12 protein-coding genes and 1 pseudogene are annotated in these 16786 nt (G+C 40.0%); 2 read left to right on the forward strand and 11 right to left on the reverse strand.

Going from position 1 to position 16786, the window contains the following annotated elements; genetic code table 11:
• Positions 1-11: 11 nt before the first annotated feature.
• The 9 genes and pseudogenes from A9260_RS08410 to queC all read right to left on the reverse strand — a co-directional run bounded on the left by A9260_RS08410 (position 12) and on the right by queC (position 11029).
• A complete protein-coding gene (locus A9260_RS08410; RefSeq protein ID WP_068698012.1) occupies positions 12-1028 on the reverse strand; it encodes a nitroreductase family protein in 1017 nt (338 codons plus the stop codon).
• A 52-nt stretch (positions 1029-1080) separates the two neighbouring features.
• Positions 1081-2592, reverse strand: a complete 1512-nt coding sequence (locus A9260_RS08415; protein WP_068698013.1) for a hypothetical protein — start codon at positions 2590-2592, stop codon at positions 1081-1083.
• A gap of 338 nt (positions 2593-2930) precedes the next feature.
• Positions 2931-3803 (reverse strand): annotated as a pseudogene (locus A9260_RS08420) (ISAs1 family transposase).
• A gap of 283 nt (positions 3804-4086) precedes the next feature.
• Positions 4087-6270: a polysaccharide biosynthesis tyrosine autokinase gene (locus A9260_RS08425; protein WP_068698015.1), complete on the reverse strand. Its 2184-nt coding sequence runs from the start codon at positions 6268-6270 to the stop codon at positions 4087-4089.
• Between the two features lie 105 nt (positions 6271-6375).
• On the reverse strand, positions 6376-6801 hold the full coding sequence (locus A9260_RS08430) for a low molecular weight protein-tyrosine-phosphatase (RefSeq protein ID WP_068698017.1): 426 nt from the start codon (positions 6799-6801) through the stop codon (positions 6376-6378).
• Positions 6802-6826: 25 nt separating this feature from the next.
• A complete protein-coding gene (locus A9260_RS08435; protein ID WP_231892586.1) occupies positions 6827-8104 on the reverse strand; it encodes a polysaccharide export protein in 1278 nt (425 codons plus the stop codon).
• 557 nt (positions 8105-8661) lie between these two features.
• Positions 8662-9645 (reverse strand): bile acid:sodium symporter family protein, encoded by a 984-nt coding sequence (locus tag A9260_RS08440; protein WP_068698019.1) that lies wholly within the window; start codon positions 9643-9645, stop codon positions 8662-8664.
• Positions 9646-9792: 147 nt separating this feature from the next.
• Entirely contained in the window at positions 9793-10140 is a 348-nt protein-coding gene (locus A9260_RS08445; RefSeq protein WP_068698021.1) for a helix-turn-helix domain-containing protein, read from the reverse strand.
• Between the two features lie 202 nt (positions 10141-10342).
• Positions 10343-11029, reverse strand: coding sequence for a 7-cyano-7-deazaguanine synthase QueC (queC, locus tag A9260_RS08450; RefSeq protein WP_068698023.1), 687 nt, complete (start codon positions 11027-11029; stop codon positions 10343-10345).
• A 181-nt stretch (positions 11030-11210) separates the two neighbouring features.
• Between queC and A9260_RS08455 the strand changes: the two genes are divergently transcribed.
• A complete protein-coding gene (locus A9260_RS08455; RefSeq protein ID WP_068698025.1) occupies positions 11211-11666 on the forward strand; it encodes a methylglyoxal synthase in 456 nt (151 codons plus the stop codon).
• Between the two features lie 84 nt (positions 11667-11750).
• Here A9260_RS08455 and A9260_RS08460 read toward each other — a convergent pair whose 3' ends face one another.
• Both A9260_RS08460 and helD read right to left on the reverse strand, forming a co-directional pair.
• Positions 11751-11990: a hypothetical protein gene (locus A9260_RS08460; RefSeq protein WP_068698027.1), complete on the reverse strand. Its 240-nt coding sequence runs from the start codon at positions 11988-11990 to the stop codon at positions 11751-11753.
• Positions 11991-12029: 39 nt separating this feature from the next.
• A complete protein-coding gene (gene helD, locus A9260_RS08465) occupies positions 12030-14108 on the reverse strand; it encodes a DNA helicase IV (RefSeq protein WP_068698029.1) in 2079 nt (692 codons plus the stop codon).
• A 506-nt stretch (positions 14109-14614) separates the two neighbouring features.
• Here helD and yccS point away from each other — a divergent pair.
• Positions 14615-16768: a YccS family putative transporter gene (gene yccS / locus A9260_RS08470; protein WP_068698031.1), complete on the forward strand. Its 2154-nt coding sequence runs from the start codon at positions 14615-14617 to the stop codon at positions 16766-16768.
• The last annotated feature ends 18 nt before the right edge of the window (positions 16769-16786 follow it).

Below are 16786 nucleotides of genomic sequence, written 5' to 3' on the forward strand. Positions count from 1 at the left end.
TCGGCAAAATATCAAGACTTAATAAGTACTTCATCTAAATCCCTTCGCTTTGATAGAGTTACTCTGAATTCATCTTCAGCCACACCAATCGGGATAATACATATTATTTTTTCCGAACTATTTATTTTAAAAAATTGTTCGAGTCTTTTTTCCTCTTTAATAGTTTTACCCCAATTAGCAGGACAGTTAGCTATTCGATAAAAATGAAGTGCATACAATAGATTCATAAGGAACATTCCGCCATCTATATAAAATTGGTTTCGCTCTCCAATAGTATAAAACAAGTTTCGATCTGTTGTTAAAATGAGAAGTTGACTTATATTTTCAGTATATCCGGACAAACCTCCTTGAAGTTTTAGTATATTCGTCACTTTATCTTTGTCGTCGATCAAGTAAACTTTTGAAGCTTGTCTATTGCAGACAGAGGGAGTATTGAGAGCTAAAGTTATAGCTTTCTCAATAGCTTCTCTATCAACTTTATCTCCTGTAAATTTTCTAATACTTTTTCGACTATTGGAGAAGTGAACAAAGTCTTCGTTTATATTTTCATAAAAATCATCTTTCGTGTACGTTATAGCGCCCTTAAAGTCAGTTTTATAGCTATCAGATAACAACTCCTTGTAGTAATTATACTGCTCTTCAGTAAAGTAATTGCTGATATCAATGTTTTTTACTTGATGTAACTCATAATATTCGCACATCACTTTATAGGCTATATTAATTTGAGAGTCGGTAACTCTGCAAACTATTGAATCAGATACAAGGTTTTTGTGCAAACTGACAATTCTGTCTCTAGCAAATCTCGGTTTCATTTTCTCGAACAATAACCCCTTCTCTACCGAGTGGTAATCTAGTATAAGTTGACACTCAATTTTCTTTGAAGTGTTCTTAAAAAAGACAGTAGAGTGCTTATAGTATAGTAACATATCAGCAAAAAAATTCGAAAGTAGCGCAGGATAGTTCCTAGTATTATCTATTACTTTTTGGCCGATTATACCTTTAATACGTGTTTTTAATTTTTTAGTCATTTATTTCTCCAAAATTATTGTTTATTTACATGACTCTACCATTATGCTGCTGTTATTTACTCATAGTCGATTTCGCAGCTTTTCTAATTGTTCCTCTTTCATTCTTGGAGAGTCCAAAAGTCCAAATAAAAATCAAAGACAAAATTATAGTTACGACTGATGAAATTAAAAAGCTGTGCTCAATAGTATAATAATTGTTCCTTAATAGTTTAATACTAAAAATTGTAATCACAAGTGATAAAACTGAAGGAAACACTACTATTTTGTAGTACTCTAATATAGAGATATGTAAATACTTCTTGACGAAAAGCAATCTAAAATTAAAAGCTACAAATGACAACATTATCATTACAAAAAAAGGAATAAAAACATTCTCATTATTTTTTAATAATATATACGAAAATGGTATATTTAACAATAAAATAGAACCTATTGTTAGTTGGTAGAACTTAATTTTCCCCGTTGCTTGAACAGAGGTTATTAGACTGCCGGAAAATCCACAAACTAAACCATCTATAATTATTAATTTGACAAACTCAGCGCTATGTTTTGGAACATTTCCCAACCATAGACTCAGGATGTAGTCAATATTAAACAATATAGGCAACGATATAAACCAAAGACATATGAACGAGTATTTTGATGCTGAAAATACAAGCTCTATCGTTCTCTTTTGATTACCTTTGGAGTAATTTTGAATAATTTGTGGATTAGCTGCAACATTGACGTTACTAACCACTCCTAGTAGTGCTCCATTAATTTGGCTCGATACCGCTCTTGCGGCATTAATGCTTGGGCCAAAAAAAACATTTAATAGTATAGAAATACCCTGATTAAAACCCGCACCGGCTAAGTTGCCGTATAGACTCCAACCAGTAAAAGAAAGCATTTCCTTGAATAAGGATAAGTCTGGAGTCCAGCGGTAACTAATACCTCTAATTTCTTTTTTTACGTAATAAGCGGGTACAATAAAGCCCAAAAATGAGACTACGATAACTAGTAACGAATATATAACTAGTTTGTCTCCATCAATAAACAATAAACTTAGTACTAAGCCAAGACGAAAGAACAGTACAATTATACCAATATAAGAATATACTTTCATTTTTTCAAATGCGATTAAAACAGCGTTAAATGGTGCACTAAGAATAATAAAAACAAAAGAGACTACACTGCATTGATAAACCCATCTTGCCGCACTAACTCGTTCATCAGGTATATTAAGACCATTTTCTATGAACCAAATACCAATGAATTGACTGATCACAACCACTATCAACGCAATAACGATATATACATTGATACTCATACTAAATATTTTATCTGACTTTCCACTACCAGAGCCTATTTCAACAGATAAAAATCTTTGTGTCGCAGAAGTCATGGATCCTGTGAGAAAAGAGAGTAACGTAACAATACCAGCGACTACATTATATATACCATAATCGATAACTCCTAGTTCCTGTAATACAACCCTAGAACAGTATAAGGTGATAAATATTTTCACTAAAAGATTTAATAGTAAAAATAAGCTATTTTTAATAATTGTTGTATTGTTACTCATTTATATATTCTGATCACTAGACAAGATTAATTTTGACAAATACTTAACAAAGGTAAACGCGTTTCTTTGGATGATAATGTAATAAACGATTCATCTTGAAACACTTTTCATCCATTTTGCAGGGTTCCTGCATGAGTTACGAAAATGTTAAAATACTTAAGTTCCAAACAAAACTCTCTCTCGGAACTCTGTATTTAACGCGCATTTCAATTGTCGGCGTTTTAAGGTCCCTTTTATCTCTACAAGCTTAATAAAGTTCATGCACATTTGACGAATTCGGGACAGGTTTTCGGATGCGTGCTTATAGGTGATTCACGGAAATCGCATGAACATCACCGTTATGCAACGCTTCCGAGAACCTTACTTAGGTAGTTTTCATCCATCGCACACATCATTCGTTTGCGCGTGATACCACCTTTAAAACTTTTTTCATCTTTTAAAAGGTTCAAACAAGCCTGCCTGATCCTTGAAAAAGCCTCTGCTCGATCATCAACTCGAATGCGACAAGCGTCCTCTTTAAATGCCATGTCTAACTGCCAATGCATAGCTTCTACGCCCCAATGTGCGCGGGTTGCATTATGAAGCTCTTCTGCTGTTAAATCTTTAGAGCTGAAGCCCTTGGTTACCTTTTACTGCAAGTAAGTAATCTGCACTTTTATTTATGATTTTTTGCGCTATCTTTCGTTGGCAACCCATCGCATCAATCGTCAYCAAACAACCCGCAATATCTAGCATTTCCAATAGCTTTGGGATTTCTGTAATTTCGTTTGTCTTCTCATTGACCTTTGATTGCGCTAAACAAACACCATTTGCAGTMGCAAATGCATTCACCATATGGATTGCAGATTGACCACKAGATTTATCATAAGAGCCGMGAACCATTTAATCGCAATAACTTCCCYATCAGTKAGCTKATGACACTCTTTCATCCATTCTACAAAAGCTCTCTGCATTGCRTTCGGACTAATCATTCCCATYACTCTCGCTATCGTATCAGCTGAAGGAATACCGGCTTCAAAATCACCATAATGTTTCAAAAAACTTAATCGTATTTCACCAAAATCGCTAATGCCTTCCCAGGTATCTTGACCTGACAAAACACCACAAATTGTCAGCAAAATAATATCGGACAATTTATGATTAACTTTTGCAGCTTGGCGGTAATCTTTAATAGCTGAGAAGTGCATAAATGGATTGGTCATTTTTGTCATTATCTGGCTCCAAATGAATATGAAGCTATTAGACAACAATCAAAATGATCTAAAATCTACTCCTTTATTAAGCAATACAGATGTGACGTATGTGATGAAATAAGTAATAAATGGACTAGTGTTTGAAAATTTTCGCAGGCTTAACCCTTTTTAAATGGGAATGTTCATGCGATTTCCCTGCTATTGAACCTAGGCATGCTTTGCTTCGAACTTTAGTGAAGACCAGAATGTGCTTAGGCCTTCTTCAGAGTGAAAAAGCTCAACTCAGTGTGAGTTTTTAGGATTACTCACTCTTATAAGCATAATTATAATACCCATAAGAATACGAACTAGAAGCTGTCTTCTCTACTGCATTCAAAATTACGCCTTTGGTTTCTATCCCTGCTTGGTCCAAACGATCAACGGCCACTTCTAGCTCTTTTGGCGCTGTAAATCCAAAACGGGCAACCATTAGCGTGGTGCCTGCTTGACGACCAATAATTGCCGCATCTGTAACCGCTAAAACAGGTGGCGTATCAATCACTACGATATCGTAATGTTCGCTTGCCCATGATAGTAGCTCTTCAAAACGTGGATGCATTAGGAGTTCAGACGGGTTCGGTGGTGTTTTACCTTTTGCAATAAAGTCTAAGTTACTTAGTATTTGTGAATGCATGACTTCATCTACTGATTTATCATTAACCAGTATATCGCTCAAACCAAATGCATGAGGCAGATTTGCGTGCTTGCCTAGATGACCACGACGTAAGTCAGCATCTATGGTCAGCACTTTCTTACCTGATGAAGCAATGATATTAGCTAGGTTTGATGATATGAATGATTTACCGATTGTAGGCGAAGGACCACTGATCATAATAATGTTATTTTTTGCTTCCATCATTGCAAAGTGCAAACTGGTGCGAAGTGATCTTAATGCTTCTACTGATAGGTCGGCAGGATTAACTTCTGAAAGTAATAACTCTTGTGCGGAATACTTTTTGCCTTTGCGTTTTTTATCGGACAAACGGTTGATTTTATCTTGTTGCTCCGATTTTGGAACAGTGGCATAAACAGGTAAGCCAAGCTCTTCAATTTGGTCTGGGCTTTCAATGCCTCTATGGAATGCAGCTTTAAGCAATACAAAGGCAACACTTAACATTCCACCAAGTAATGTTGCTAACACTACAATCAGTGGTTTCTTTGGTTTAATTGGATTGCTGTAAACTTCTGCTTTATCCAAGATGCGAACATTACCTACAGTGCTTGCTTTAACAACGCTTAGCTCTTGAGATTTATTTAAAAGCTGTAGATATATTTGTTGGTTTACTTCTACATCACGAGTTAAACGCAATACCGCACGCTGAGTTTTAGGTAACTTCTTAATCTCAGCTTCCATTCTGTGCTTTTGATTTTCGAGGGTTTTACGCTTTTCTAGTACTGCGATATAAGCAGGGTGCTGTTTGGTAAAACGCTGAGCAAGTTCACTTTCTTTAAATGTTAATTCATTAAGTTGCGCTTCTAATTCCACCATTACTTTAAGCTTAGATTGAGCTTCTAATCCTAAATCTACTGAATCATTATCCTGACGATATTGATTTAGTTTATCTTCATTAATAGTTAACTGAGCTTTAATTTCCGGTAGCTTTTTAGCAAGGAATTTAAGGCTGTTTTCAGCTTCTGCTGCGTTGCGGTCGACGTTTTGTAAGAAGTAGTTATTGGCAATATCATTGAGTATATTAATGATTGTTGCTTTATGCTCACCTTCAAAGCCAAAGGACAAAATGCCGGACTGCTTACCACGCTCACTCACAGATAATGAACTACTCAACCACTGAATTGCATCCAGTTTTGTGCGTTTTCCTAAGCTAAATTGTTGACCTTGTTTGCCGTCAAGATAAGAAATAAACAAAGAGTAAGGCATTGCACCATCGCTCATCGCAAGTTCATCAACTCTACCTTTAACAATAAGCTTTTCATTGGCATCAATAACGCTGTATTCGCCCGTTTTTGGGTTATCTAGGGTAACTATGTAACCCCCTGTATTGGCATATTCAGGAATATCAAATCGTTCAACTTTGATTTCCGCTTCTTCGCCAAGACGTTTTGCTAAACCTTTGCCAATAACGGGCATATAGATTGGGTTGGCGACAGTTGTAAGGTTATATCTATCGACAGTTTTGCCCAATACCATACGAGATTTGATAATTTCGATTTCAGTAGAGGCTTGTGACTCAGGGGCAAACATGTCACTCATGCCTTCGGTCAATGCCGAAAAGCCAGAAGATTTTTGTTCAACTTGAACTAACGCGTCTGCTTTATAAATTGGCGTAGCAAGCAGTGCATAAGCAACGCCACCAACAGCAAAAACGAAAGTAGTGAATATTATTATCCATTTACCATCAAGTAGAAGACCAAGCAGTTTCCCAAGATCTATCACATCCGGCTGGGTTGCTTGCTGAGGACGGTTTGAACGATTTGTTTGAGTCATGTTTTATATATATTCTTTTTGTCACAATTTCAGAAAGTAGACTGAAATAAAGGGAGGTATTTGACTTAGTTATCTACAACACTAATAACTAAAGCTAATTCTTAATTAAAGACGTTTAATCCAAGCATCGGCAGACTGTTCGACTAGCTTATAAACATGCTCAAACGCTTCTATGCTTTGCTTATATGGATCAGGGATTTCTTTATTTAACCAATGCCCGTATAGCATTGTTTTTCCGCGTGCGCCTGGGGCTAGTTTGGTGATGGCATCTATGTGCTTCTTTTCCATCACTAAAATCAAGTCACTTTCTGCAATCATGTCGCTGGTGATTTGTCTTGCTACATGTTGTGATAGGCTCACATTGTGTGCTTGGCAAACTTGTTCGCTTTTAGGATCGGCGGGTTTATCGACCAGAGCGCCAAGGCCTGCGGAAGTGATTTTTTTTGCAGGCAATGCTTGTTTTAACAACTCTTCACCAATAGGTGAGCGACAGATATTGCCGATACAAACTACTAAAATGTTATCAAACATTTAATTCGTCTCTTAGCTAATGCAATTACCAGTTATGAATTCGCGCAGCAAATTCTGAAAGGTCATTTAAGCCACCAATGGTTGGCAATAATTGACGCACAACACGGTTGTATTGTTCAATAGGCGCTGCGGTGACATAGATAACATCGTAAGCTTCTAGTTCGAACTCTGTACCTGTAACTAATGCGGTTGCGTCACTGATATCAAGCTGATAAACGTTAGCAACAATTCTTTCTGGGCGAGGTTGTTTACCCTGCTTAGCCAATTCGGCTTTTTCTTCTTGTTGCTGTGCTCTTTCATCTGCGCTTAAAGACTGATCGCGAACTTGAGCTAAATATTCTTCGTGCGACTTATCACGTTGCCCACTGCGAACCACAAACACGCCAGTTGCGTTGGCCGCCAGTTCATTAATACCACCCACTTCGCTAAGCGCTTCAGTTAATGTCATGCCTGAACGATCAATTTTAAGCAATTGAGGATCTTTTACTTCACCTAGCACAAACACTTTTTGTGCGTCGTTACGAGGGACATGGATAATATCGCCACGCTCTAATAAGCGGTTTTCGGTTAGGTCACCGTTTTGCATTAGGTCATGCAGTGATAATGTTTCTGTTTCTCCATTACGCGTTAATGTCACATTGCGCCAGTCGGCATCGCCAGTTAAACCACCCGCCTGATTGATTGCATCTAGGAAGGTTAAAGGTACGTTGGTTAGTGGTTGATAACCTGGTTGACGAATCTCGCCAGTAACGTAGGCTTTTTGTGAGCGGAAGCCTGCGATATTCACATCCACCTGAGGGCTTTCGATGTATCGTGCTAGACGTTTTGAAATGTCTTTACGCACTTCGGTTACAGTTTTACCTGCAACTTTTACAAAGCCTATATACGGATAGAAGATAGTGCCATCTGCATGAACCCAGTGACCGGCCTCTTCAGCGCTACGATAAGAGCCTGCAGGAATGGTCAATTCTGGGTGATCCCAAATCGTAATATTAAGAATGTCACCTTGACCTATTACATACTCATAGTTTGCAATCTCAGCATCTAACACGGGGTTACTTCGAGAATGAGCTTCAACATTAGAAAAAGAGGCGTAGCGATTTACAAAAGAAGGCGATAGAGGGTACACATTCACTACGTTGACTGGCGCTTGAGCCAGTTCTTGCTCTGACATCTGAGATTCATCTGGTGTGGTGTTAAACACTTGTTTGTTGTCTAAATCAACACTAGAACCAGGCATAGTACAGCCTGAAATGGCAAGCAATGCTGCTAATGGCAATACGGTCTTAAAAATTGGCTTCATAATTTAACGGCTTAACTTTAAGTGAGATAAGTCTATTTCGGTTCGCGATATAGTACAGGAAAAAGAATGTTTTAGGTACGCTACCGCCCAGAGGATTATTCGAAATTCCACGATTCGATAGTATATTGTTTGCTTATTCGTTTTATTGCTTATAGATTTATAGTACTAAGCAAACATTGTTAGCGAAACAGCCCTTTGTGAGGTGCGTCACATTGCCGGTGCATTAGACCGCAAAATCGCTGTATTAGCATTGATCTGTAGCAACACAAACTAGCTATTGATGGTTTTTATAGCAGTGCTATCCACAATTCATGATTAGGTTAAATGCTATTAGTCATACAATAACGCCCAGCAATGGATTCTGTCACAATTATATTTAAAATATATGACACAGTTACAATTAGTAATACTTTAGGGCTATTAGATTACGCCTAAACCGCTTCTATTTCCAACAAATATTGCAAACTTTCAAAAAACATATACGTGCTATTTTATATACGCGTAACATGCATATGATTAGCTTAATTCTGTATTTCAAATACTCATTTCTTTACCATCTAATCAGCTTTTACTTTCGCTGCGTATCGATTGGCCAGCATCGCACAATAAAAAATTTGAATAGGATGATAGAGCATGATCGGCAATAAAATCATGCCTAAATTTGGATTGTGGACAAAAATCACTTTAGCCATAGGTATACCTGCCGCCAGTGTTTTCTTGGATCCACAAAATACTGCTGTGACTTCATCTTGTAGTGCAAAACCGGCCTTTCTTGCGCCCCACTGTATGCTGTGCACCATCACTAGCAACACTATAGTACAAATAACAATGCAAGCGATAAGCAGAGGCAAAGAGAAGTCGTGCCAAATGCGATGCTCTATCGAATCACAAAACGCACTGTAAACAATAACAAGAATCACGTATTTATCGAGCTTGTTGACCACCGCTTTGTGTTTTTGTATCCACTCTAGTAATAACGGGCGAAGTAATTGCCCTGCTATCATGGGCAGTAACAGCATTTTTGAAATGGACAGTACTGAATCAAGCAAATTAAGCTCGGCACCTTCCATTCCCATAAAGGCTTGGATAAGCAGCGGTGTAATAAATACGCCTAAGATGCTAGATAGAGAGGCATTGAAAATGGCGCCGGGTAAGTTACCTTTGCCAATTGCGGTCATGGCAACCGATGATGAGATGGTGCTGGGTAAAACGAACAGATAACAAAAGCCAAACGCCAGTGCGGCGGGCATATAAGTCAGCATGCCTTGACCAAATATAAGCCAAAGCAGTGGATAGGCGACAAAGGTGGCGCATTGCACGTATAAGTGAAGCTTCCAGTTGGCCACACCTTGCGCAATGGCTTTAGGAGATAGCCCAAGACCATGTAAAAAGAACACTAAGGCGATGCCCAGTACGGTGAAGGTATCTAAATGCAGTATGCCGCCCGACTTACCCCAATTGGGCGTGAGGGTTGCCAGCACAATCGCCAACACCATTCCCACCAAGAACCATTCTTTTTTTAGCCTGTTGAGTAAGGACATGTATATATCTCTATCATGCGCTTTATCGAGCTACAATCTGGCTCGATTTGAATGAGCACGATGCTAGCAGTTTCTGGGTGTGGGGGATAGGCGCGCGCTAGGTTCTATGTCCTGGGCTCTGAGTTCCAGCTTCCCAGGGCCTAACCCCTACCCAATTCTATGCTCATATTCCACTACCACCTGATTACCATCTACATATACGTTACGGATGTTGCCGTCGACGGACATTCTTGAGCATAACGTAATGATGCTATTTTCAGCTGAAACGTTCACTCTTAAAGAAGGAATCACATAGGCAGGATCGATCTTTAAGTATTCACAAAAGCGTGTCACAAAAGGATACGTTAGGGAGCCTTTGCCACGCAACAGTTGGCCAAATTCGGCTTGTGAAACGCCGAGCTTTCGGGAAATGTCCATTTGGGTTAAACGCATTTTGGCTTTTTGTGACATCCAAGTGTCATAAAGGGCAGCGCGATCTTGTTCGGTAAATTCCATGAGGGTTTTCTGGGTAGCGATTGATTGCTAATAGTGTCGCTTTGCCACGCTACTCAATTGTCAATTCAGCGTAAGGTTACTGTTTGCATAACGACAGATTGAGTAACGTGACATTATCGAGTGATAAAAAAGCCCCAATGAAAATCATTGAGGCTGGTTATTATTGCTAATCAATTCAAATAGGTAGCAGTTTTGAGTCGTTTTATGCGGTTTTCTGTCTGTAATCCGCCATAATTTGCTGTGAGTTTTGCTGATACTGCTCAAGCCCCTTGGCTCTTAAGTCACATGCAGGGCAATCCCCACAACCGCTACCCACAATGCCGTTATAGCAAGTAAGCGTCTCATCTCGCACCATTTCTAATGCATTGTAGTGATCAGCCATTGCCCATGTCTCCGCTTTATTTAGCCACATTAATGGGGTGTTGACTTGCAGTGGGTAATCCATACCTAGTGCCAATGCTGAGGTCATGGTTTTGACAAATTCATCTCGGCAGTCAGGATAGCCTGAAAAGTCGGTTTCACATACGCCGGTAATTAATGTCTTCGCGCCTACTTGGTAGGCATAAATGCCCGCTAACGTCAGGAACAAAATATTACGCCCCGGAACAAACGAGTTGGGTAATCCGTTATCGGCTAATTCATGTGAGACAGGAATATCATCTCTAGTGAGCGAGCTTACTGCAAGTTCATTAAGCAGCGTCACATCCATGACTTTGTGCGCTTTCACGCCTAGCTTTTTCGCCATCTTTTGCGCGATTTCGATCTCTTGGCGATGACGTTGCCCGTAGTCATAAGTAATGGCATGAACTTCATCAAATTGAGTTAAGGCTTGCACTAGGCAGGTCGTTGAGTCTTGACCTCCACTGAAGATAACTACGGCTTTGTTCATTGTGTATTCCTAGATTGATAATGATGATGTTAGTTTGCGCTGACAATTTAACAAATCTCTCAGATTGAGTAAATTTATCTGACTTACTGATGTAAGAAAGATAAATTCCATCTTCATACTGCCAAAGTTAATTAGACTAATGATAGTATCTATTTAAACAACAACATTAGGTAACTAAACCATGGAAAAAACCACCCGTACTATGAAGGCGCATAAGCATGTTGCCCTCGTTGCCCACGACCACTACAAACAAGAGTTACTAAGCTGGACTGAAGAAAATAAAGCAAAGCTTGAGAAGCACACACTTTACGCCACCGGCACAACAGGTAACCTTTTAAGCCGTGAAACGGGTCTTGAAATAGAAAGCTTAATGAGTGGCCCTATGGGTGGCGACCAGCAGTTGGGTGCATTAATCGCGCAAGGCAAAATAGATGTCATGATTTTCTTCTGGGACCCATTAAATGCCGCCCCCCATGACCCTGATGTAAAAGCACTGCTGCGTATTGCTAGTGTGTGGAATATTCCAATTGCCACTAACCGCGCGACCGCTCGCTTCTTATTTGACTCTTCTCTTATTGACCAAGAAGTAGAGATTTCTATTCCTGATTATCAGAGCTATTTGGAAAAACGCACTTAGTTGCTCAAATGTATTCGTATAATAGATGAACCTGTTATCAGCCAATTACGACCATGGTATTAACAGGTTCATTTTCATATATAGCTAAGCGCTTTTGCTTGTTTGTGGCTTGCAATCTTTGGACTTTTTAGAAGAGCGACGCTTTGCTCTGTCATCATTGCTAGTGCCGGCTCTATTTTCCGCAACATCAATGCTTGATGACATGCTGATGCCTTGTTCATAGACAGTAGTGTGCGCCATTACCTGACTATTAGAGTCCATATTTACAGCGGCCAAGGTTGCCATGAAAATCACGGCGAATAATGTCATTACTTTTTTCTTCACTTAACACCTCCTTGTGTTTATCCAAACTAAGCCTGATTACTACTTTTTCTTTACCGAATATTGGCCTTCTAGCAGTTCTGTAGCAAACACTGATGGCTGAAGATCGTAACTGACCACCACTTCTTGTTTTGCGCGAGTTAATGCGACATAAAATAGACGTCGCTCCTCGGCAAATGGGAAAGATTCGTTGGTTGATTTAAGTGCGACATCTAAATGCGGCGCACGCTCTTTTTGCGGGAAGTTGTTTTCATTGACACCCATGATCAACACTACATCGGCTTCTTTACCTTTACTTGCATGACAGGTCATAAAGCTTAGCTGTAAATGAGTATATTCATTCTGCCACTGTTTTAATTGGCTTGGCTCATCTTTGTGTGTGCGCCCCAAGACTAATACAGATAGGGGCTTAGGCGTGTTGTTGATGCGCTGCAGTGTGTTTTGCAATTTCGATTCTTTAACCACTGACACCGCTTTTTGTTTTTGCTGTTTGTGAGCGGTTAAAGTTTTTTTCAACTGGTGCGGGTTTTGTAAAATGAACTCGCCAGCAATATCCGCTATCTGAGAATTAAAGCGATAAGTCGTATCTAAATAATGGGTTGTTGCATACGGGAATCGTTCGACAAAACGTGTGGTTAAATTCACATCCGAACCAGCAAACTGATAAATAGACTGCCAGTCATCACCCACAGCAAATAATGAGCGTCTGCCCTGCTCTGATGGCTGATTGATCAGCGCTTCTATCAATGCAAGGCGTGCCGGTGAGATATCTTGATATTCGTCCACCATAATTGCGCGCCATGGGGCTTTGAAACGATTTTTAGTGACGTAATCGGTCGCTTTTTCAATCATCGAATGAAAATCGAGTTCGCCTTGGTCTTTTAAGTATTGTTTCCATGCTTGATAACATGGCCAAACCAACTGCAACTCACTATTTAAGCGAGAATATTCTGGGTGATCCACCAGCTGTTGTTGAATGCTTTTCTTGGTCACACCCATAGTGCAAAGTTGGTCGACTTGTTGATCAAGCCAAGCAATTAACTTCGGGTTTTCATATTGACTGTCTAGCTCTATATCCCCTTTTAAAAAGGCGATGGGCCATAAAGATAAGTGCTTTTCCCAGCGTTTAAAATTGGTGGCATTAGTCCAGTGGCCTTTTAGCCACATGGCACACCATTGCTGCTTTTGTTTCGCTTCATAGGCCAAAGAACTGACCTTGGCAGGTTGACCCTCTACCTGCTGAATAATTTGCAGCGCCATTTTATGGAACGTGCTGACATTGACCTTTTGCGAAGTCACACCAATTTTATTAGACAAGCGCTCCGACATTTCACTTGCCGCATCCTTACCAAACGCCAACAATGCAATTTCTTCAGCCTGAACTTGGTGGCTTTGTAACAGGTAGGCCACTCTTGCCATTAACACGCTGGTTTTACCCGTACCGGCTCCTGCAAGAATCAAGTTGTGATCATTATTTAGCAATACGGCTTTTTGCTGCGATGGATTAAGCGGTGAGTGTTCAATTTGATTAAACAGCACTTGCCAGTTGTTCACTTCGTTTTCTAACCAGACATCATTACGCGCCGTCACCACATCTGCACTATCGGCAAGCCATGCATTGACTTCCTGCATGCCGTCCGACAAACGTTGGTTGGCGTCATTGAGGCTGATGTTCATTTCTTTAAGATCGCTCAGCACCATCTCTTGCCAAGCGAGACACTGTGAGTTGGCTAAGTATGCAGGTTGCTTTTGCAATAATTGTAATTTTTGCTGCCATTTAGGTAAATACAAATTGAGCTGACGACATTGCAAGCGATGCCATTTTTCATAATATTGCACCGCAGTGCGCCCAAACGATTTCGCTTTCCCCCACGGCAACCCCTGAACTCGCCAAGCGCTTCGCTCAAAATCACCACTAGGCAATTCTTGCTCATAGCCGTAAAAGGTAATATTCCCCCATACGACACCGCGCTCAATTGAAGTTTTGCCACTCCACTCAGAAAAAGGAATCAAGGTCTGATTTTGTTGAGAAGTAAGAATCAGCTGATCCTTTTCCAACTTAATATCAAAGTATTCGTCTTGTAAAAAAAACTGTGCCGAAGAGGTCGCTTGCAACTGCATGAGGGCTTTCTTGTCCTTGAAAATAGGGCTTAACCCACTCAGTTTACTATGATTCATCAACATAGCGCATCATGCGGGATATAAATTTGTATTTTTCTTTGTATTTCCCAGAATCTGGACACCCATAGTTAAGTCGATATCTAGTTATTCTTCACGTTTCAATTTGGCTTTGCCTTTGTTGTGGTTTGTTTGGCCTTATTAAGCTGGGTCATTATAAATGTGGACACCCAAGATAAAATGTAAGTGGGTCAACTCTCGGTATCCGCTATTAGATCGAAACTCGAGAGAAGAAGAAAAATAGAGACACCCATAGTTAAACTCATGAATTTAACTATGGGTGTCCAGATTAAAATTAGAAATGCGTGATCTATCTTATTCTCGTAGAAGGATCAGTTTGTGTATTTTTTGACTAAAAAGTGAAATATTCATGGGTGGCCTATTCAATTAAGTGCAAAACCGCACAAGCCTGTGTAAAGTATCCTTGTATTGCATAAGGTTAGCGTTAAATGTCAGTAAAGACTCTTGTCTCTTTTCGTCAAATGTTGGCGAGTAAAACAATCAATTACAGCCTACTGATCTTAGTGACAATGCTAGGGGTGGTGGTGCCATGTTGGTACATGGAACAATATGCGGAGATCACACCTTTAGTTCTGGGGGTCATTGCGGCAGCTCTTGCAGAGACCGATGACAACCTCTGGGGTCGCTTCAAAGCTTTGGTATTAACCTTCATTTGTTTTGCTATTGCCAGCCTTTCTATCGAGATCTTATACCCCTACCCGATTTTATTTGGTCTAGGTCTTTGTTTATCGACCTTCGTCTTTATCATGCTAGGCGCTATTGGTGCTCGTTATGCAAGCATTGCCTTTGGCTCTTTGCTTATTGCGATATACACCATGCTCGGAGCAAGTGAAAGCAGCAGTATTTTCACTCAGCCAATTTTGCTATTAAGTGGCGCTGCTTGGTATTACTTGCTGTCGTTGATTTGGCAAAGCTTATGGCCAATGCAACCCGTCCAATTAAGCTTGTCACAAACCTTTTTACAGATGTCTTATTATCTGCAAGCTAAAAGTAGTCGCTTTCATCCTTCGCTAGGTAATCACTCTCAGTCTATGCGCATCGAAGAAGCCAGGCTAAATGCAAATACGGTTACCGCATTGGACTTATGTCGAGATACCTTTATCAAGCGTTCGAAAAAAGGGCATGTTGATGGCCCTAGCGATCGTTTTTTGCGTATTTACTTTTTAGCTCAAGATATTCACGAACGTTTGAATTCCAGTCACTACCGCTATAACGATTTAGCCTCACACTTTGAGCGTTCTGACGTCTTATTTCGCTTTAAGCACTTGCTGCAAACTTATGCCAAAGAATGTCGAGATATTGCAAAATCGATACGACTAAATCAACCCTATGTTCGTAGCCAAAGCTCTGTGTTTGCATTAGATGAACTGCAAGGGGCAATGAATCACCTTCAACAACAAAATAATCCGCAATGGCAGCATTCATTAAGACAACTTCAATACTTGTTTGATAACTTATGCACTGTTGACCGCCTACTAAATAACGTCAATAACCCTGACGCTCCCTCGAGTGATAATGTGCTTGATGATAAGACGGCGCATACAGCCTCTCAGATGTGGCAACGAATTCGCGATAGTCTGTCACCTTCATCGATGTTATTTCGTCATGCAGTTCGGCTTTCTCTCGCATTAACAGCAGGTTATGCAATTATTGAACTGTTCTCTATCGAACATGGTTTTTGGATACTGTTGACGACCTTATTTGTTTGTCAGCACAACTTCAGTTCTACCAAACAGAAGTTATTTCATCGAATTAGCGGGACATTTGCCGGTCTAATTATTGGCGTGATCATGCTATCTCTGATCCCTGATGTGGAAGGACAACTGTTTGTTATCGTGATTTCTAGTGTGCTATTTTTTGCGTTCCGCTTACAAAACTATGCCTATGCAACGGCTGTCATCACCGTACTTGTGTTGTTTTTATTCTCACAATTAGGCGCTGGATATGCCGTAATTGTACCGCGTTTAACCGATACTTTGGTTGGTAGTTTACTGGCAGTTAGTACCGTCTATTTTATATTGCCTGATTGGCAGGCTAAAAAGATTCCGTCTCTGATGGCTAATACTGTTCGCGCCAATAACCGCTATCTCGGACAGATTATCGCTCAATATCGCGTTGGCAAAACCGACGATCTGACTTATCGAATTTCTAGACGCGATGCTCACAGACAAGATGCTAACTTAAGTGCGGCAATCAGTAATATGTTGGCTGAGCCTGGGCGCTATCAAAATGCCGTTGACGAAAGCTTTCGCTTTTTAACATTAAGCCATGCGCTACTCAGTTATGTTTCGGCTTTAGGCGCTCACCGAACTCAGCTTAGCGATGCCACAACACATAAGTTGGTCATTGATGCTTATCAAGAAATTCATGTTAAGCTCGATGCTATTGATAAAGCACTGCGTAACGAAACTTTTGACCCAAATGTATTTGATAGCAACTCAATTCAACATAAATTGTCTCAATGGCGTGAGAGTGATGGCACATCTGCACAGATGATCTTGCAACAATTGCATTTGATCCACAGAATGTTGCCAGAGATACAAACACTCAGCCAAACGTTTTCAAAACCAAACAAGTTATGATGTAATTTTGAACCATCG

This window comes from Vibrio sp. UCD-FRSSP16_30, assembly GCF_001676025.1.
In the GTDB taxonomy this organism is placed as follows: domain Bacteria; phylum Pseudomonadota; class Gammaproteobacteria; order Enterobacterales; family Vibrionaceae; genus Vibrio.

Bases quoted from the DNA above. Each gene is read 5' to 3' on its own strand.
- A9260_RS08440 (WP_068698019.1), bottom strand. From the start codon at position 9,645: ATGTCCTTACTCAACAGGCTAAAAAAAGAATGGTTCTTGGTGGGAATG.
- queC (WP_068698023.1), bottom strand. From the start codon at position 11,029: ATGAACAAAGCCGTAGTTATCTTCAGTGGAGGTCAAGACTCAACGACC.
- A9260_RS08435 (WP_231892586.1), bottom strand. From the start codon at position 8,104: ATGAAGCCAATTTTTAAGACCGTATTGCCATTAGCAGCATTGCTTGCC.
- A9260_RS08410 (WP_068698012.1), bottom strand. From the start codon at position 1,028: ATGACTAAAAAATTAAAAACACGTATTAAAGGTATAATCGGCCAAAAA.
- A9260_RS08425 (WP_068698015.1), bottom strand. From the start codon at position 6,270: ATGACTCAAACAAATCGTTCAAACCGTCCTCAGCAAGCAACCCAGCCG.
- A9260_RS08455 (WP_068698025.1), top strand. From the start codon at position 11,211: ATGGAAAAAACCACCCGTACTATGAAGGCGCATAAGCATGTTGCCCTC.
- A9260_RS08445 (WP_068698021.1), bottom strand. From the start codon at position 10,140: ATGGAATTTACCGAACAAGATCGCGCTGCCCTTTATGACACTTGGATG.
- helD (WP_068698029.1), bottom strand. From the start codon at position 14,108: ATGCAGTTGCAAGCGACCTCTTCGGCACAGTTTTTTTTACAAGACGAA.
- A9260_RS08430 (WP_068698017.1), bottom strand. From the start codon at position 6,801: ATGTTTGATAACATTTTAGTAGTTTGTATCGGCAATATCTGTCGCTCA.
- yccS (WP_068698031.1), top strand. From the start codon at position 14,615: ATGTCAGTAAAGACTCTTGTCTCTTTTCGTCAAATGTTGGCGAGTAAA.
- A9260_RS08415 (WP_068698013.1), bottom strand. From the start codon at position 2,592: ATGAGTAACAATACAACAATTATTAAAAATAGCTTATTTTTACTATTA.